The following is a 16,149-nucleotide window of genomic DNA, read 5'->3' on the forward strand; positions in this document are numbered from 1 at the left end:
GGAGTTCTTCGACTACATCGCCCGCGGCGCCCCCTTCGGTCCTGACGATGGGACCGTGTCGCCCTGGGCAGTCGTCGCCTCCCTGCCCTTCGCGCCGGAGATCGTCATTCCGACGGTCTGGAACTATGCCCGCATGAACCTCGGCATGACCAGGCTTTACGGCTTCAAACCGTCATTCAACAGAAGCTTTCCGCTCGAGGGAACCGAATCGGGCTGGTGGGTCAGCCCCTATCATTTCGGCATCGACCAGGGCCCCGTGGTGCTGATGATCGAGAACTACAGGACCGGCCTGCTGTGGAACATCATGCGCCGATGCGCCCCTGTGGTCACCGGCCTGAGGCGTGCGGGGTTTTCCGGCGGCTGGCTCTGAGGGTACCGCATCGCTGCCAAATGCCGGTATCGACATCATGCGGAAAGGTAACGGCCATGAACATGGGGTTCTTCTCTAATCAGCATGCCGGGCTATACAGAAGGCACGTCCTTGTGCTGGCAGGAACTGCAGCACTCGCAAGCGATAGCCCAAGGGCAAGGACGGCACTTGGCGGAGACACCATCAGGATTTGAGACGGTCAGGCAGGGCGAGGACGCCTATCTCAGCTGGGTGAAGGCGGCTTTGATCTAAAAACCTAGGGTTAAGGACAGGCGACGCTTGAAGATGCACCTCCCTCGGCCCTGTCGGCGGCTCGTCCCCCATCGAACGGATGACCGCATCGAACAGCAGATGGCTGAACAGGCTTGACCAGCACATCTGAAATTCCCGCCCTTCCCGCCGCCTTGACTACTTCCTCACAGCCACGGGCGCACCATGATGAGACACGGTGTGTCCGTCATCCTAAGCGAGCGGAGCGCCAGTGCAGTCTCTATTCAATCCATTTTCGGCATCTGCCAGAAGAACAACACCGTAACGTGTTTGCGGAGGCTTGTTCCGAATGGCGTCGATTGCGTCCGTTCCGGGGCATGGCGCGAGTATCGAAAGACATCGCTGTCGACATCGCTCTCGTGCGCTAGCGGATCATACGTGGACTGACGGCACTCAGCATTCTCAGGATGTCGTCCTCCAACTTCCGGCACAGGTCTTCATATTCTTTCAAAAGTGCTGGGGCGGGACCCGCCTGCTCGCGCAGTTCATCACGGGCCATGGCGGCTTTACCGTAAGCTTCGAGCAGATCGGTTATCGCAAGGAAGTTTGCATCGGCAATTTGTTTCCGATGTCGTGGCAAGCGCATCATCATCCGGGCTCTACCGACCTTTTGGAAGTCCATTTCACACCCCTAAAGGTAAGGCTGAACGCAGTCTCCTCGAACACGACTTCATTAGCAAGTTGCCTAGCTACTTTGCCTGCCCCACGCATATCAGTAACCGGCGGGCCATCACCGCGCAGAGCAGGTCCGCGATGCCTCGACGGACAGGCCGCCAGAGCGGCGACCGCTCGCCCTCGATGGTCCAGCCGACGAAGCAACAGAAATCGTCTGGTTGCATTCTGCGAGTGAATGCGCTCTCAATTGCGTCGTCTGTCGAAATCGAAGGCGCAGACGGAAGGCAACACTCAGACGAAGGCTCTGGATCGTACCCGTTTCGATCTGGAGCCTTTTCACATCAATATCACAATCCCTCCCCCTGACGACGATCACCGCGGCTCCAGGCCAAGCCGGTATCGCGGGGATCCAGTCAAGCAATTGCGGATAGTCCCCTCCGCCAGGGCTCTTCGATCGAGCCGCAATACACCTGCGATCAGCGCGATCACTCGCAAGTAGGCTCTCATTTCCTCCCTAAAGAGCTCGCCTACCCAGCAAACCCTTCACATCCCGTCGTCAAACTCCGCTGCTTGCCCTTGAGCCAGGAACTGCGCAAGTGCCGACATCAATGTCTCCGCGCTGTACCGGTCAAGCTGAACCTCGATCGTCGTACCAGCCGAAGTTGATAGTTCAAAAACCCCCAGGAGCGGCTCAATGGACGCGATAGAAAAAGAACCCAGAAATTCGCCCTGGACCGTTGTGCTGCCAAGCCCCATGGATGCCTCCTGCATGGTACGAAAGACATCACTAAAATAGTCGCTTTTGATCGATCCGCAAAGCCGGCGCCGGGTTCGCGATGCTTAAGGGGGTAGATTGAACGAGTGCAATCTCAGCGTCAGGAGATCATGGAGACGCCGATGAAGACGAACGCGGCTCCAGGCCAAGCCGGCAGGGACCCCAGCCAGTCAAGGCGTCGGTCCCAGGCGGCGATTTTGCTCGACGGGAAGGTTTCGACCCTGGTTGAGGTTGCGTACGAGGCCCCCAGCTAGTGTTCTTCGGGTCAGCCGGAACAGCCCTGCGATCAGCACCGTCGCTCCCAAAGCATCCATCGTCTATTACCCTCTAGATAGCTCGCGTCACAACCTCCGTCGCGACGGACACCAACAAGGCGGCCAGCGCGACGGCCGTTCCAATTCGCGCGATCTTCATCCGGCGCCCGCGAGCACCATTCCAGTCATAGCCCATGATCTGTTCCTCAGCCGGCTTCATGCCGTTCGTGAATGGTGGCTGGCGTTCCTAACAAAGAGGTAAATCCCGTTGATTTCCCCTGCTGGCCTACGTTCGATGTTGGCCTCGTCTTCGGCCAAGTCGGAGGTCCAACATCACACGGACCAGCCATCTCCTGACATCTGATGTCGCCACGAATTCATCGATGTTTTCGATGGCGTATTCGAGTGTTTTTTCGGTGAGCGCGGTTGCCGCACGCTGTGAGGCGGTCAAGCTCCGCGCCCATGCCGTCAGCTCTGGCAGCAGGTCCACAACCATGCCAACGCCTCCCGATGGCGGTGAATGGTCGAGCGGGCGGCGAGCATCCTTAAGTCGGCGTTCCAGATCCCAGGCGTCTCGTACGCCACTCATAAACAGGCGGAGCGCCTCGCGAGCCAGCCATTCGCCTTCTTCACTTTGTCGGGGGATATTCCGTGCGTTCACGACCTTATTAAAGACCGTGGAAATGACGGTGAGCCCCTCGGGAAGAATGTATCCGGATTGCAGTCGATCAAACATAACCTCCTCCATTTAAGGCGAAAGTGATGATGGTCCATCAGTCGCTGGAGCCCGTTTCATGGTCCAGCAATCAGACAAAATATGGTCTTCAAAACGGGGTGTGACTAGCCCTTAACAGCGCCAGCGCCGACTTCGGCCGGCGATTTTTATCTCATTTTTTCACCTCACTAAAGGAAAACCCGATGAACACAACGACGTCGCTCGCCTATGCGGGGCGCGCGCCTTTTGGCGGCCGCCTGATGCATCCGAGATCGGTGCCATGAGTGCCATCCGCGACGAGTGGGATCGGTCGCAATCGGCCGGCACGGTAATCGACGACCGGTGGCTCGCCGACAGCTCGCGACCGTCTTTCACGAGACCGGCGGCACGATGCAGCGGGTGATCGAGAAGCTCAATTACTCGGCCGCGCGCCTGGCCCAGGTCTGGCCGTCAAGACAAGGCGACGACTAGCCGGCAAGTGGTTCATTGGCGCATGAACCAGCTTGTCGACCGCGTCGGCCATCTTGAGGCCTCCGCGATAACGATTGGGGAGGAGGTCTCCGAGATGAAGCTGGTGACCGATGACGTGAGGCGATGGAAGCTGAGGCATCGGTGGCTTGGAGTCACCGGAATTGCGGCCAGGGCGCTCGCGATAAGTCAGGCCGAGGCGATACGGCGGATCATCTTCGGGATCACGGGGTAAGGTTGGTAAGCAGAAAGAAGAACCCCACCTCCGACGGCACGACGATGGGGCTCTCTACGTTTGATCCGGAGGGATCCGGGATCATCAGCAATGAACAAACCAACAGGTCCCGGATAGGTTCCTGCTGCCGTTGAATAAAGATGGCTCCGTAAGGTCGCGCAGGCTGCGCTAGTGGATGGTCTGGGGCCATGTCACGTCCACGAACCGACCAATGGACCGAAGGTAGGCGATGATCTCGGACCTCAGAGCTGCGCGGTCGCCATACCTCTCGCCGATCCGACTAAGTTCCTCCTTGGCTTCTTCCTGCTCATCGACATCGCCAAGCACATACATATCGTGTCCCACGGCGTTGATATCGCAACCCGCCGCGATCACTTCGGCCACAAAACTTGGGATCTCATTTGCGTTCATTTCGCGCTTGCTCTCAATCATGACATCCTCGCTTTGAAACGAGAAACTACTGTGAGGTCGAGCGGTTCCGGAGCAAATGGAAGAATGGCCCCGATGGGGTGTCGGGGCCAGTTGGTATCGTTGGCGCTTCTACGCGGGGAATGGGAGTACCCCATGAAGCGGGCTGTGATCCCGGAAAGGATCATTGCCTATCCTCTAACTGCCGCGTGTGAAAGTGGTTCCCAGTTGGAAAAGAGACGGCCCCGTCCGGGGAGAGCGGGGCCTCGGCACGGAGGTGCCATGGGCTCCATGCTGGGCTATTAGATGGAGCCTAGCCTAGATCCCGCGGGGGATGGTGGATCTAAGCAGACCTAGAACCGCATACATTTGACAGAGGTTCCAGCACCGAAGAAAAAAAGGGGCCCCGAAAGCCGATAACGGGACCCTAGGAGGTACGTGCCAAAATCCTGGTGTAAGAGAGCCAGGACGATCTTCAAACCTACGACGTCAGGATTGGTTCCGGCTCGATCTGAAAGCCGGGAGGGGGAGAAAAAATGGCCGCAAACGGCTACGACAGCGCCAAAGCGAACGATCCGGTCTAAAGTACCAGAGTCCTTGGCCTTGATGCGCACGGCTTTCAGTGTCGGTCCATTCGCGGAGATCGGTCCACACAGCGTAGGCGGGGAGGACGGTGTGTGTGAACGGTCATCAGGGAAATCATGAGGTTGCGATATGCTGCAGGCAGCAGGATCTGCGAGGCGGCCCCGTAATCAACCTCAAGCGCCCCGACCTCTTCCTATCCTCAGCAATGGCATTTCTCGAAAGCCATGCCATTGGAACATGACCGAACTGCTATAAGAATGCTCAGACACACTCTGCCACGGCGCAGCCGCCGGTAGGGCTGGATGAAAAGTGCCAGTTACGCCACTATGAAATCGTAGCGGCCGAATTTTCCGTCGCTCGTGGTTTTGATGTCGAGCAACAGGTCTGCATTGAATATGCGGTCACGCCTATTGTCCGGCTCATCGGCAAAATACAGCTGCGTCGTCAGCACGTTCCCGCCCGGCCTTTGGACTTTCACGTGGTAATGCCGGGTGCGGCCAGGATAGAGCCCAGGCACGATCGTCTCGAACCACCATTTGCCTTCTGCGTCCGTGAATTGATGTCCGCGGAGTTTGTATCCGTTGTTGTCGTAGGTGCCGGTCTCATCGGCATGCCATAACTCGATCAACGCTCTACCGGCTGGCAGTCCTTGGTTAACACGTAGCCAACAAGTGTCATTCTTTCACCGCCCGGTGAATCGCTGGCGAAGTCCTTTTTTTCAGGGCTCTCCGGTGTGAAATACGGGCCTTCGGTCTGAGCCGGCGTCAGATCGTCGTCATCACCGCAATTGGCCGTAAGCGGCAACTCCACGGAACCGCCGGCTGCATGGCCGAGTCTCGGCAGAACAATCGGCGTGGCGACGAAGCTGATAAGGAAATGTCGCCGGGTCGGCATGGCGCTATATCTCCAAACACGGAAGCCAAGATCGTTGCGGGTCCGTTGGGCAGAACTGGGGCGGATATTACCAGATTTCGCGACCAACAACGTCATCAGGCGAACGCCGCTGCTGAAGCGTCGCCGGTCTACAGGGTTTGCACGTAAACATCTGGTGTCTGACTTGGAGCAGCAGCAATGCCGTTCCATTGACGCCGTCTGCTTTCTAGCGGAAGTAAGCTTCGTCGCCTTCATGTCTCGGCGAAGCTGCGTTTGGCAAAGCGTCCTGTCTTCATTCTGGGCTACGGGCACCGCGAGTTGCTCGACGCCCTGGAAACTGCGCGCCATGAGGGCGCGATGGTCAGGATCGTTGCGAAATGCAGCTGGTGTGGGGTGACCGGCGTGCCGCTGATGGTCGTCCATGTTTCCGGCGGAGATGCGAACGATATCATCGCAGCCGCCCCACGCCGCGGCGTGACCTAAATCGACGCTCGTTAAGTTAGAGCTTCGCCGTCGTCGACCACGGTGTGGAAAAGATCGTTTCGCTGCCTATAATGCCGTGCCGGGCACGAGACGGATTTTGCGCAGCACAGCATCAAAGTTGCCCAGGCTAGACGCGCTGAGTTCTACCAGCAGATCCCACCGGCCGTTCGTCGTGTGAATCTGCGAGATTTCAGGAAAGCCGCCACGGGATTGATCTATCGGTTCTGCTGTCCTTAGAAAAGTGATGGTGCTCAATGCTCAGCGCCGCCGGCTTAGCCGCCAAGAAGCCCACGGCGCGGTGACCGACTGACTTTCGGGGTTGGAAAGATACCAGAACGCAGCGCGGGGAGTGTCAAGGATAGCCTGGCTCGACTTGCTCCGGCTTTCGACGAACCATCATCGCAATTTGTAACTAATCGTTTCAGCAAATCTATTGGCGCAGATTCGGTACAAACCCTTGCCCATCGCGAAACAATCCATACACAAGCAGCGCGTCAACTGAACGCGGTAATAGAAACGGATTTCGTGAGGACTGACGTCCCGCCGCAAAAGCGCGACTGCATCTTCGGCTGCACGCTCCAACTTCGACAACTGGTCACCACTGGAAAGGGTTCTAAATGAAAATTATGCATAGCATCGCGATCGCTGCCGCGGCGGCTTCAATCAGTTTCGCGCTGGGCGGCGTTGCCCAGGCCCAGGAACTCAAACGGACTGGTCTGGTTCAAAGCGATATCAGCGTGCCGGGCAAGGAAGCGCTTCAGGTCCGGGTAGATTTCCCGCCAAAGGCTGCATCTATCAATCATAAACATCCCGGCGAAGAAATTGCATATGTGCTCAAAGGTGCGCTTGAGTACACGCTCGAGGGTCAGAAGCCGGTAACGCTGAAGGCCGGTGAAGCCCTTTTCATTCCGGCGGGTGTTGCGCACATCGCCACGAATGTTGGCGATGGCGAGGCGTCGGAGCTTGCGACTTACATCGTCGCGAAGGACACGCCTCTTGTTGTCCCGCTGAAATAAGTTCGCTGCGATGGGGGGGCGATCCACTCATGAAACAAATACCCTCACCAGGTCACTGTCTAGGCGAGGTTTGCTTTGGGCGCTGGCGTGTCACCGGCCGCTGTGCCGATGCTCGCCAACGGCTTTGCAGTAGGGTCCGTGCGATCGACCAGTAGCTCATTGGAGATGAAATCAGGCCGTTTCGCGCCGAAATCGCGCAATCCGAATTGGACGGTCTTCGGAATCGCATCATCGCCACCAGGTGGCCAGCGGGCGCGCGTTGACGCGCGGCCCTTCGTCAAGCTCGACCGTCGCTCGGCCAACCCGCCTGGCCGCTTCTGAGACCAGCGTCATGGACGAGGAGGCGAAGCGGCACTGGAAGATGAACAGGCTGCCGGACGGAACCGAGTGGTCCGGCCGCGCCCGCTATGCGGCCACCATGTTCTTCTACCAGCGCGACCTGATGGATGCTGAAACGCTTGTGGCCTATCGGAGGGCGAGCTGTCATTCGGGGGCAGGGAGACGGTTGATCGTAGCCCTAATCTCATCAGAGCTGCATCAATTCAGCGTTTCGAGGACTTGGCGATGCAAGGCTTCGTTGGCGGCCGCGAGGCACAGATTGCCGGAAGTCAGCGTGAGCGGCCGACCCTGCCAGTCCGTGATACATCCGCCCGCACCCGTCACCACCGGGACAAGGGCGCAATAGTCGTAGGGATCGAGCCCTCCATCGATGCTGATGTCGATGCTGCCGTCCGCGACGCGGCCATAGGCCATGCAGCTCCCCCCATAGACGCACCACCGCGTAGATAGGCGCAGGCGTTCAACGCCATCCTTCTCGTTTTGCTGGAACGGCTCCGGATTGCCGTTGGCCATGAAAGCCTCCGAAAGGAGAGCAGTCGATGCGGTCCGGATGGCAACACCGTTGAGGGTCGTCGCGCGCCCTGACAGTCCCAGCCAGCGGTCGCCGGTGACAGGATTGTCGATCAGTCCGAGGACCGGCGTCCCGCCATGCGTCAATGAAATCAACGTGCCATAGACAGCAAGTCCGCCGACGAAAGCCTTAGTGCCGTCAATAGGATCGATGACCCAGACGAACTCCTCCCCCAAACCCTCGGCGCCAAACTCCTCCCCGAGTACCCCATGGCGGGGGAAGCGGTCTGCGATGCGTTCGCGCAGCGACTGCTCGACCGCGCGATCCGTTTCCGTCACCGGGCTCGAATCCGATTTCGCAACGGCGCGGCGCGGGCCGGCCGCAGCAGTGCGCACGATCTGCCGCGCAACATCGGCGATCTCGCTGGCGAAACTGGAAAAAAGCTGAAGCGGCTGGTCAAGCATGGGCGGGTACCCTCCTCAATGTGTTTTGTGCCTCTCCGGCCGGTCGCATGTGGCGGGAAAGTCGGGCCTCGATCGCCCGCACCAGGCGTGAGAGCATCCAGGCGACGCAGAGATAGACGAGCGCAGCGGAGATAAAGACTTCGTAGGGAGCATAAGTCCGGGCGACGATCGTATTTGCCGTGCCCGTGAGCTCCATGATCGTGATCGTGCTGGCGAGCGAGGTCGCCTTCATCATGCTGATCATTTCGTTGCCATAGGCCGGCATGCCGATGCGCAACGCCTGGGGAAGAATAACGAGCCGGTAGATCAACAACGGGCGCATGCCCAAGGCGACGGCCGCCTCCTTCTGACCGGCCGGGATTGCGAGAATGGCGCCGCGCAGGATGTTCGCGGTGTAGGCTGCGGTATGGAGCGCGAGCGTCAGCAGTGCGCAGAACCAGGCTTCACGAAGGACTGGCCAGAAGATGCTGCTGCGAATGATCTGAAACTGCGAAAATCCGTAATAAACCAGGAAAACCTGCACCAGCAGAGGCGTTCCACGGAAGAAGGTGATGTAGCCCATCACCGGGAGCCGGATGATCGGGCGGCCATTGGCTGCGACGATGCCAAGCGGCAAAGCGAGCAGGGCTCCGCAAACAAGGGTCATAAGGAGCAATTGCACCGTGGCCAGCGCACCGTAGAGCAGCGCCGGAACGCTCTCCAACATCAGGGACCAGTTCATGCTGGGGACCTCCTCTCGCCGCGCATCAACCGTCCTTCGAACCAGGCGATGAGGCGCGTGTTTGCCAATGTCAGAGTCAGGTAAATCAGGGCGGCCGTCATATAGAAGGTGAAGGGCTGGCGGGTGACCGAAGTGGCCATCTGCGACAAGCCCGTCAGTTCATGCAAACCGACGATCGAGATCAGCGAGGTATCCTTGATCAGCGAAATCCAGTTGTTGCCAAGGCCTGGCAATGCAAAGCGCATGAGCAGCGGCAGACGGATCTTGGCGAACATGACGAACCACCCGAGGCCAAGCGAGTGCCCCGCCTCGATCACTCCGCTCGGAACGGATTGCCACGCACCGCGCAGGACTTCGGCAGCATAGCCACCGAAGACGAGGCTGAGCGCGAAGACGCCAGCCTGGAGAGGCGGCACCTCGACGAAGCCGAAATCCGCGACGAAGAGGTTGACCGCTTTCGTCAGCGCCACCGTGCCGCCGAAGTACACGATCAGGATGACCAACAGTTCGGGGGTACCTCGCATCACCAGGCTGAAGCCACGGCCAAGGGATGCCACGGCCCGGTTCGGTGACATCTGCGCCAACGCGCCCAGCATGCCCCAGCACAGGCCGACGAGCAGCGAGAGGACTGCCACTTTCATGGTCAAAAGGGTGCCGTGGGCGATCTCGTCACCCCATCCCTGCAATAGATCCATGGTCGTCTCCAAAGAAAGACGGAGCCGTCGATCGGCTCCGTCCGGTTGTCGTCGCGGATTATTTTGCGGAGGCCGGAAGGACGCTGAACGACCAGTATTTGTCGTTGATCGCCTTGAAGTTGCCATCCTTGAACATGGCGGTCAGCGCACCATCGACATTCTTCAGAAGATCTTCGTCGGCCTTGCGGATGCCGATACCGATACCGGCGCCGAAGTAGGATACGTCGTCGATTTCCGGACCGACGAAACCGTAGTCCTTGCCTTCCGGCTTGCTGAGGAAATCGTTGTCGAGCTTGATGGGGCCAGCAAAAATGAGATCGACGCGGCCGGCCTGAAGATCGAGGATCATGTTGTCGACCTTGTCATACTCGGACACGGTCGCCTGCGGATACTTCTCTGCAATGTACTTCGCATAGGTCGACGAGCGCTGGAGGCCGATGGTCTTACCGGCAACGCCTTCCGGGTTCGGCTCGCCTGCCTCCGTCACCGGCTTGGCATCCAAGGTCTTTAGTCCGACGAACCGGGCGGCCGACGAGCGGTAGGGAACGGAGAAATTGATACTCTGCAGCCGCTCCTCGGTGATGGACATCGATGCGGAGATCAGGTCGTACTTTCCGGCGAGCAGGCCGGGGATCATGCCGTCCCAGGCCTGGCAGATGATTTCGACCTCACTGCCAATCTGCCTGCCTATGGCACGCGCGACATCGACGTCGAAGCCTTTGATTTCTCCGTTCGCGTCCTGATATCCGAACGGGGGATAGGTGCAGTCGGCTGCCACTTTCAGCGTCGCGGCCCGCGACGACGTCGCGCCGAGCAAAAGGCCGGCGAAGGTGAATACGATGATCTTTTTCATGGGACCTTCCTTGTCAAAAGGCTGCGGTTTTTCGGCATGGGAACAGGGCAGCTGCTTTAAGCGGGCGGCTGCATATGAGGTGTCGCTGGCGGCGACCTGTGTTCAAAGCCAGCAGCACGTACCTGCTCCGGCGATGCTGGTGAGCGCGACTATCTGGTGATGTCTTTGGATCCGACTTGCATTCTGGCCTCCCTCCAGAACCTGTCTTCTGGAACAAAGGATGGCGCGGAAGCAGAACGAGCTAAAGTACCAATTCCCATGAACTGATGGTACCAGACCGAGCTTCAGGAGGATTTGCCGGCTTTCTCCAGAAACCGCCTCGTGACAAGCTCCATCCGCTGAACCGCCCCGGCCAGCCGCTCGGTGGAGAGATTTCCAAATCCCGCTACGAGACCAAAAAGATCCTTCCGCTCAATGCAATAGGAAGAGAGCGGTGGGGTGTCGATCCATGCTCCGCGCAGGAGCCGTGAAAGCTCGACGTCATCGAAGGGCTCGCGCGCCGTAAGCGTCAAATGGAGACCAGCGTCCAGTTCCGGCACATCGAACACGTCGCCCAGCTTTTCTTTCAGGGACGCGATCATCGCGGTGGCACGATCCCTGTAGAGGGCGCGCGTGCGCCGGATATGAGATGCGAGTTCTCCGCTCGCCATGAAGTCGGCGACCGTATGCTGGTGCGTCAGCGGCGCATAGCAGGAAAGGCTGTCTTGCACTGCCGTGAACGAGGTGATCAGCTCGCGCGGCACGACGAGATAAGCAAGCCGCAGCCCGGGGGCGAGCACACGATTGAAGGAGCTGACATGGATGACCCGCTCGCCACCCTTGCGCGCGGCGAGCGGCACGAGCGGCGTACCGCGCCATCTGATCTCGCTGTTGAAGTCGTCCTCGAATATCCAGCGCTGCGACGTATTGGCCCAGGCGAGAAGCCGTTCAATCGCAGCTTCCGACATGGTTGCACCCGCGGGAAACTGGCCGACCGGCGAAACCAGGATCATCCGGGCATCCGCGGCACGATGCGCGATGTCGTCAGCGTTCAGTCCGTCACGAGAAACGGGCACGGGTGAGAGCCGAAGCCCAGCCGAACGCAGAGTGGACAAGAGCGTCGCGTAGGCCGGGTCCTCGACGCCGACAACGTCACCGGCGTCGAGAAGAACATGCGCGACGAGATTGGCAGCCTGAAGCGTGCTTCCCACGACGATAATTTGGTCAGCCTCGCATCGGATACCGCGCGCCTCGCTAAGATAGATGGCGAGTTGTTGGCGAAGCGCCGCCAGGCCGCCGCCTTCGCCATACCCGAGGTCAGAAACCGTGAAGCGTCGCCAATAGTTGGCGGCGATCTTGCCGAACTGCTTGTAGGGGAAGATATCCAGCGCCGGCATGCCAGGACTGAGATCGAACTTGTCCTGGCGCGACCAACTCCAATGCCGTACCGATGCCTCTCTCCCCCGTGCAGACAGCGCAACCGGTAAGCTCGAAGGCGGCGGGCCTCGTTCTCCTCCAGGCCGAACCGAGTCTTCTGGAAGGCTCTCTTCCACGTAGAAGCCGGAACTCGGGCGACGCTTGATATAGCCCTCGGCCGCCAAGCGATCATAGGCCATGTTGACCGTGTTTCTCGATATCGCGAGATCGGTCGCCATCGACCGGCTGGCCGGCAATCGGGCGCCGCGCGCAATCTGTCCATTGACGATCAGCCGGCGCAACTGGATGAAGAGCTGCTCCTGCAACGTCGGCCCACCGGACTTTTCTCGAACGACCATGGTCCAAACGGGATAGTTGAACTGTTTCGCTGAAGCCATCCGAGAAATCCCTGTGCGGAGCCGCGCACTATCTCCCTGCCGGGCGGTATTTCGATCTACGAGACGACGTTGCGAATGAAGCGGACGGTCTTCTTTCCGACGTTGCAGTACGAATAATGCTGGGCCGTGCTGTAAGTGACAAACTCGCCCGTGGCATAGTCCTGCGCCTCGCCCGATTGGATCAAACGCAGCGCTCCTTCGACAACGAAAAGCATCTCGTGCCATCCTTCGGGGTCTGGCTCGGCCACGTAGCTGTCGCCCGGGCCGAGGGTCCACAGCCACATCTGTGTTTCCCGCGAGGCGGGCGCCGAACAAAGCAGCATCGCGGCGCTCGCCGGTTGACTTCCGCGCCAGGTGACCTCGTTGATCTCGGCGCGCGTCTCCCTCGATGGATCGCGCACCAACTCGACGAAGTCTACGCCCATCGCGGTCGCCAATTTATCGAGGCTGGAAAGGCTGATGTTCGCGTCGCCGCTCTCGACCGCCGCGATCATCCGCCGGCTGATACCGGATGCATCTGCCAGCGCCGTTTGGCTCAGGCCCGAGGCGAGCCTTAAACGGCGGAGGTTTCCGGAAACGTGGGCCAACACATCGGCCCGGTCTTGACTGTGCAATATATTGCTCATATGGTCCTTCTAGACTACCGGCTTTCACAGCTCAACACATTTCTGTGCGTCTTGCCCTGCATGGGGCGCCAAGGCTTTGGCGTCCATGCAGCGTGACTTCGCACGCCTTTTTGGGATCGTCACAATGCAGAAATTGGTCGTACTCAACGACGAAGATATCACTCGATTGTTGCCCCGGACAGATGTTCGCGCAGCCCTGGAGCGTATGTTCATCGCGCTTGCCGATGGACGGGCTGTGCAGCCGCCACAGACGTTGAGCCTGTTCCCGGCCGGCGGCGGAGACTTCATCACCTATCCAGGCGTTCTTGGAAGCGATGGTGTCTTTGGCACGAAGCTGTCGCCCTATATCCCCGGCACGAATGGGGCGACCGTTACCGCCTGGACGCTTCTGATGTCGATGGAGACCGGGAAGCCGCTGCTCCTGTGTGATTCCAAACGCCTGACGACCGAACGAACGGCCGCGACCACCGCGATTGCCGCCGATCTGCTCGCCTCGAGGGAGGCAAAGATCCTGACGATCATCGGCACAGGCGAAATCGGCCTCGCGCATCTTCGGCATGCCGCATCGATCCGTCCGTGGCAGGAAATTCGTCTGTGCTCTCCGGATATTGCCAACCGGCACGGTCTTCCGGTGCAGCTCGAATCGGGCTGCCCGGTGACGACATCCACCTATACCGATACGGCCGCGGCCGGCGCCGACGTGGTCATGCTATGCACCTCGTCCGGCACACCGGTCATCGACGCGTCGAGGTTCGGCGCGGGCGTACTCGTCACATCCATCAGCACCAATGTCGCCAACGCCCACGAGATCGCCCCCGACACGCTCAATCGGTTCGATGTCTATTGCGACTATCGGGCCACCACGCCGGCTGCTGCCGGCGAAATGAAACTTGCCGCGGAACGTGGCCAGTGGAGCACAGATCGCCTTGTTGGCGACCTGCCCGAACTATTGTCGGGCCGAGCAACCGCCCGGGACACTGGCCGTCCAGCTTTCTTCCGTTCGATCGGGCTCGGGCTCGAAGACATAGCAACCGCCAGCGCCCTGCTTTCCGCAGCACGCAGCTAACCCTTCCAAGACAGCACAGGAGATAGGCAATGAAGATTCGTAATTTCGGCGTCGAGATCTGGATGAACCGCTACGAAACCAGATGCGACTGGAACATCGCCGAGACCTGCGTCGAGTCGCTGACAGTCGCCGAACTTTTGGAGATGGCCGGCAAGACCGACACGATCCTCTCCGAGCTTCTGCCCATGAAGCTGACCTACGGCGCCATCGAAGGCAGCGAACGCCTCCGCAAGTTGGTTGCCGGCCTCTACGAAAGGCAAAGTGCAGAAAATGTCGTGGTCACGCACGGCGCCATCGGTGCGAATGCCCTGGTGCACGCAACACTGGTCGAACCGGGTGACCGTGTGATCTCGGTCCTGCCGACCTACCAGCAGCACTATTCCATCCCGGAAAGCTACGGCGCCGACGTACAAATCCTCAAGCTCACGGAAAAGACTGGCTTCCTGCCAGACCTGGAAGAGCTGAAGCGCCTTGCAACACTGGGCACGAAACTCATCGCCATCAACAACCCGAACAATCCGACGGGCTCGCTGATGGATCGCGCCTATCTGGAGAAAATCGTCGAGATTGCCCGCGCCTGCGGCGCGTGGATCCTGTGTGACGAGGTCTATCGCGGTACGGACCAGGAAGGCGACGGAATGACGGCGTCGATCGCCGACCTCTATGAGAAAGGCATCAGCACCGCGAGCATGTCCAAGACTTTCGCGCTTGCCGGCCTGCGCCTTGGATGGATCGTCGCTCCCGTAGAATTGATCCATGCTGTCTCCGTCCATCGCGACTACAACACGATCAGCGTCGGCATGCTGGACGATCATTTCGCAGCCATTGCACTGGAGAACCGCGACAAGATTCTTGCGCGCAGCCAGGCGATCACGCGCACCAACCTCGCCTTGCTTTCCGACTGGGTCGAGAACGAGCCGTTGATCTCGTGGATCAAACCGAAATCCGGCACCACGGCACTCCTCAAGTACGATCTGCCCATTTCCTCGGAAGAGTTCTGCATCCGGCTTCTGGAACGTACCGGCGTCATGCTGACGCCTGGCAGCGCGATGGACATGGAAGGGTACGTCCGGATCGGCTTCACCAACAACGGCACCACCCTTCAGGAAGGCCTGAAGCGCATGTCCGAATTTCTTAAGGGCTATCAAACCGCGGCCGCGTGATCAGGGCGGTGGAGATGCAATGTCTCATAACGAAAGGGGAGTGAACATGAAGAAATTGCTTGCCGTGATGACGATTTCGCTGGCAGCGAGTGTCGCCAGTGCGCAAGATCTGCGGGTCGGCACGAGCGCAGATTATCCGCCGTGGGAGTCCGTCGATGCCGCCGGCGAGGTCGTCGGTTTCGACCGCGACGTCGGTAACGAAATCTGCAAGCGCATCGAGGCGAATTGTACATGGCAGAACCAGGCCTATGACGGTCTGCTGCCCGGCCTGCAGGTCGGTAAGTTCAACCTGGTGATCTCGGGCGTTTCAATCAACGAGGAACGGGCGCAGAAGGTCGACTTTTCCGTCGCCTACGCGGACGCCCCAAACGCGATGGTCGTTGCCGCGGGCAGCCTGGTTGCCGAGGCGAAGTCCGCCAAGGATCTGCAGGACAAGCTTGCGAAGGTCGCGATCGGCGTGCAGACCGGCACAACCCATGAGCAGGTGGTTCGCGCCCATTTCCCGGATGCGGACGTGCGCGTCTATGACCGCCCGGACCAGATTGCCGACGACGTTGTCGCCGGACGCATCGATGCCGGCCTGATGGAGCGATCCGCACTGGAGCCGCTTGTGAAGGATCGTGGCGCTGACAAGCTGGTCTATGCCGGCCCGCTCCTGACCAGCGCGGACTTCCCCGAATTCGGCAAGGGACAGGGCGTCGCCATCGCCAAAGGCAACACGGAACTCGCCGCCAAGGTTGACGAGGCCGTGTCAGCGATGCTCGCCGACGGCACGATCAAGACAATCTCCGAAAAGTGGTTCGGCTACGACATTTCCAAGAAATGACGAACACATGAACCACGCGAGGGGG

Annotated in this window: 20 protein-coding genes and 1 pseudogene; 8 read left to right on the plus strand and 13 right to left on the minus strand. The window is 59.6% G+C overall.

Annotated features, from left to right (window positions below):
• Window positions 1–370 (plus strand): glucoamylase family protein (locus tag ASD63_RS17710; RefSeq protein WP_280138300.1); only part of this gene is annotated, 370 nt, incomplete at its 5' end.
• Window positions 371–1,004: 634 nt separating this feature from the next.
• Here ASD63_RS17710 and ASD63_RS17715 read toward each other — a convergent pair.
• The 3 genes from ASD63_RS17715 to ASD63_RS17725 all read right to left on the minus strand — a co-directional run bounded on the left by ASD63_RS17715 (window position 1,005) and on the right by ASD63_RS17725 (window position 3,020).
• Window positions 1,005–1,262: a hypothetical protein gene (locus ASD63_RS17715; RefSeq protein ID WP_034803234.1), complete on the minus strand. Its 258-nt coding sequence runs from the start codon at window positions 1,260–1,262 to the stop codon at window positions 1,005–1,007.
• A 536-nt stretch (window positions 1,263–1,798) separates the two neighbouring features.
• Window positions 1,799–2,011: a hypothetical protein gene (locus tag ASD63_RS17720; protein WP_034803231.1), complete on the minus strand. Its 213-nt coding sequence runs from the start codon at window positions 2,009–2,011 to the stop codon at window positions 1,799–1,801.
• A 559-nt stretch (window positions 2,012–2,570) separates the two neighbouring features.
• Complete coding sequence (locus tag ASD63_RS17725; RefSeq protein WP_051659640.1) at window positions 2,571–3,020, minus strand: hypothetical protein; 450 nt, start codon at window positions 3,018–3,020, stop codon at window positions 2,571–2,573.
• A 321-nt stretch (window positions 3,021–3,341) separates the two neighbouring features.
• Between ASD63_RS17725 and ASD63_RS36645 the strand changes: the two genes are divergently transcribed.
• Both ASD63_RS36645 and ASD63_RS17730 read left to right on the plus strand, forming a co-directional pair.
• A complete protein-coding gene (locus ASD63_RS36645) occupies window positions 3,342–3,470 on the plus strand; it encodes a hypothetical protein (protein ID WP_256385327.1) in 129 nt (42 codons plus the stop codon).
• Between the two features lie 22 nt (window positions 3,471–3,492).
• Window positions 3,493–3,702, plus strand: a complete 210-nt coding sequence (locus ASD63_RS17730) for a DUF1515 family protein (RefSeq protein ID WP_051659639.1) — start codon at window positions 3,493–3,495, stop codon at window positions 3,700–3,702.
• A 168-nt stretch (window positions 3,703–3,870) separates the two neighbouring features.
• On the opposite strand, the gene ASD63_RS17735 is transcribed toward ASD63_RS17730, so the two are convergent.
• The 3 genes from ASD63_RS17735 to ASD63_RS36800 form a co-directional block, all read right to left on the minus strand.
• The gene (locus ASD63_RS17735; protein ID WP_034803228.1) at window positions 3,871–4,134 is read right to left on the minus strand and encodes a hypothetical protein; all 264 of its coding nucleotides are present in this window, start codon (window positions 4,132–4,134) and stop codon (window positions 3,871–3,873) included.
• An 877-nt stretch (window positions 4,135–5,011) separates the two neighbouring features.
• Entirely contained in the window at window positions 5,012–5,323 is a 312-nt protein-coding gene (locus ASD63_RS36795; protein ID WP_348272615.1) for a hypothetical protein, read from the minus strand.
• Window positions 5,320–5,685, minus strand: coding sequence for a hypothetical protein (locus tag ASD63_RS36800; RefSeq protein WP_348272616.1), 366 nt, complete (start codon window positions 5,683–5,685; stop codon window positions 5,320–5,322). The genes ASD63_RS36795 and ASD63_RS36800 overlap by 4 nt, the downstream gene beginning before the upstream one ends.
• A 156-nt stretch (window positions 5,686–5,841) precedes the next feature.
• On the opposite strand from ASD63_RS36800, the gene ASD63_RS17745 reads away from it, so the two are divergent.
• Window positions 5,842–6,051, plus strand: coding sequence for a hypothetical protein (locus ASD63_RS17745; protein ID WP_034803222.1), 210 nt, complete (start codon window positions 5,842–5,844; stop codon window positions 6,049–6,051).
• Window positions 6,052–6,067: 16 nt separating this feature from the next.
• Here ASD63_RS17745 and ASD63_RS35140 read toward each other — a convergent pair.
• Window positions 6,068–6,264 (minus strand): annotated as a pseudogene (locus tag ASD63_RS35140) (Lrp/AsnC ligand binding domain-containing protein); the annotation flags it as partial.
• A gap of 404 nt (window positions 6,265–6,668) precedes the next feature.
• Between ASD63_RS35140 and ASD63_RS17750 the strand changes: the two are divergent.
• A complete protein-coding gene (locus tag ASD63_RS17750; protein WP_034803219.1) occupies window positions 6,669–7,067 on the plus strand; it encodes a cupin domain-containing protein in 399 nt (132 codons plus the stop codon).
• Between the two features lie 537 nt (window positions 7,068–7,604).
• On the opposite strand, the gene hisN is transcribed toward ASD63_RS17750, so the two are convergent.
• From hisN to ASD63_RS17780, 6 genes are all read right to left on the minus strand, one after another.
• A complete protein-coding gene (gene hisN / locus ASD63_RS17755) occupies window positions 7,605–8,381 on the minus strand; it encodes a histidinol-phosphatase (RefSeq protein ID WP_060529599.1) in 777 nt (258 codons plus the stop codon).
• Complete coding sequence (locus ASD63_RS17760) at window positions 8,374–9,102, minus strand: ABC transporter permease (protein WP_060529600.1); 729 nt, start codon at window positions 9,100–9,102, stop codon at window positions 8,374–8,376. The genes hisN and ASD63_RS17760 overlap by 8 nt, the downstream gene beginning before the upstream one ends.
• Window positions 9,099–9,797: an ABC transporter permease subunit gene (locus ASD63_RS17765; RefSeq protein ID WP_034803218.1), complete on the minus strand. Its 699-nt coding sequence runs from the start codon at window positions 9,795–9,797 to the stop codon at window positions 9,099–9,101. The genes ASD63_RS17760 and ASD63_RS17765 overlap by 4 nt, the downstream gene beginning before the upstream one ends.
• A gap of 58 nt (window positions 9,798–9,855) precedes the next feature.
• Window positions 9,856–10,650 (minus strand): transporter substrate-binding domain-containing protein, encoded by a 795-nt coding sequence (locus ASD63_RS17770; protein ID WP_034803216.1) that lies wholly within the window; start codon window positions 10,648–10,650, stop codon window positions 9,856–9,858.
• A gap of 284 nt (window positions 10,651–10,934) precedes the next feature.
• Window positions 10,935–12,443 (minus strand): PLP-dependent aminotransferase family protein, encoded by a 1,509-nt coding sequence (locus ASD63_RS17775; RefSeq protein ID WP_060529601.1) that lies wholly within the window; start codon window positions 12,441–12,443, stop codon window positions 10,935–10,937.
• A 56-nt stretch (window positions 12,444–12,499) separates the two neighbouring features.
• The gene (locus ASD63_RS17780; RefSeq protein WP_034803214.1) at window positions 12,500–13,069 is read right to left on the minus strand and encodes an XRE family transcriptional regulator; all 570 of its coding nucleotides are present in this window, start codon (window positions 13,067–13,069) and stop codon (window positions 12,500–12,502) included.
• Between the two features lie 124 nt (window positions 13,070–13,193).
• Between ASD63_RS17780 and ASD63_RS17785 the strand changes: the two genes are divergently transcribed.
• The 3 genes from ASD63_RS17785 to ASD63_RS17795 are packed head-to-tail and all read left to right on the plus strand — an operon-like array spanning window position 13,194 to window position 16,124.
• A complete protein-coding gene (locus ASD63_RS17785; RefSeq protein WP_034803212.1) occupies window positions 13,194–14,135 on the plus strand; it encodes an ornithine cyclodeaminase family protein in 942 nt (313 codons plus the stop codon).
• A 29-nt stretch (window positions 14,136–14,164) separates the two neighbouring features.
• Window positions 14,165–15,298, plus strand: coding sequence for an aminotransferase (locus ASD63_RS17790; RefSeq protein ID WP_060529602.1), 1,134 nt, complete (start codon window positions 14,165–14,167; stop codon window positions 15,296–15,298).
• A 46-nt stretch (window positions 15,299–15,344) separates the two neighbouring features.
• Window positions 15,345–16,124 carry a transporter substrate-binding domain-containing protein gene (locus ASD63_RS17795; RefSeq protein ID WP_034803209.1) on the plus strand — a complete coding sequence of 260 codons (780 nt, stop codon included), beginning with the start codon at window positions 15,345–15,347 and terminating at the stop codon, window positions 16,122–16,124.
• The last annotated feature ends 25 nt before the right edge of the window (window positions 16,125–16,149 follow it).

The sequence above is a fragment of the Ensifer sp. Root558 genome (assembly GCF_001427045.1).
GTDB lineage: Bacteria > Pseudomonadota > Alphaproteobacteria > Rhizobiales > Rhizobiaceae > Ensifer > Ensifer adhaerens.

Excerpts from the sequence above, each read along its gene's own strand:
- ASD63_RS17715 (WP_034803234.1), bottom strand. The coding sequence starts at position 1,262 with ATGGACTTCCAAAAGGTCGGTAGAGCCCGGATGATGATGCGCTTGCCA.
- ASD63_RS17720 (WP_034803231.1), bottom strand. The coding sequence starts at position 2,011 with ATGGGGCTTGGCAGCACAACGGTCCAGGGCGAATTTCTGGGTTCTTTT.
- ASD63_RS17725 (WP_051659640.1), bottom strand. The coding sequence starts at position 3,020 with ATGTTTGATCGACTGCAATCCGGATACATTCTTCCCGAGGGGCTCACC.
- ASD63_RS17730 (WP_051659639.1), top strand. The coding sequence starts at position 3,493 with ATGAACCAGCTTGTCGACCGCGTCGGCCATCTTGAGGCCTCCGCGATA.
- ASD63_RS17735 (WP_034803228.1), bottom strand. The coding sequence starts at position 4,134 with ATGATTGAGAGCAAGCGCGAAATGAACGCAAATGAGATCCCAAGTTTT.
- ASD63_RS36800 (WP_348272616.1), bottom strand. The coding sequence starts at position 5,685 with ATGACGTTGTTGGTCGCGAAATCTGGTAATATCCGCCCCAGTTCTGCC.
- ASD63_RS17750 (WP_034803219.1), top strand. The coding sequence starts at position 6,669 with ATGAAAATTATGCATAGCATCGCGATCGCTGCCGCGGCGGCTTCAATC.
- hisN (WP_060529599.1), bottom strand. The coding sequence starts at position 8,381 with ATGCTTGACCAGCCGCTTCAGCTTTTTTCCAGTTTCGCCAGCGAGATC.
- ASD63_RS17760 (WP_060529600.1), bottom strand. The coding sequence starts at position 9,102 with ATGAACTGGTCCCTGATGTTGGAGAGCGTTCCGGCGCTGCTCTACGGT.
- ASD63_RS17765 (WP_034803218.1), bottom strand. The coding sequence starts at position 9,797 with ATGGATCTATTGCAGGGATGGGGTGACGAGATCGCCCACGGCACCCTT.
- ASD63_RS17770 (WP_034803216.1), bottom strand. The coding sequence starts at position 10,650 with ATGAAAAAGATCATCGTATTCACCTTCGCCGGCCTTTTGCTCGGCGCG.
- ASD63_RS17775 (WP_060529601.1), bottom strand. The coding sequence starts at position 12,443 with ATGGCTTCAGCGAAACAGTTCAACTATCCCGTTTGGACCATGGTCGTT.
- ASD63_RS17780 (WP_034803214.1), bottom strand. The coding sequence starts at position 13,069 with ATGAGCAATATATTGCACAGTCAAGACCGGGCCGATGTGTTGGCCCAC.
- ASD63_RS17785 (WP_034803212.1), top strand. The coding sequence starts at position 13,194 with ATGCAGAAATTGGTCGTACTCAACGACGAAGATATCACTCGATTGTTG.
- ASD63_RS17790 (WP_060529602.1), top strand. The coding sequence starts at position 14,165 with ATGAAGATTCGTAATTTCGGCGTCGAGATCTGGATGAACCGCTACGAA.
- ASD63_RS17795 (WP_034803209.1), top strand. The coding sequence starts at position 15,345 with ATGAAGAAATTGCTTGCCGTGATGACGATTTCGCTGGCAGCGAGTGTC.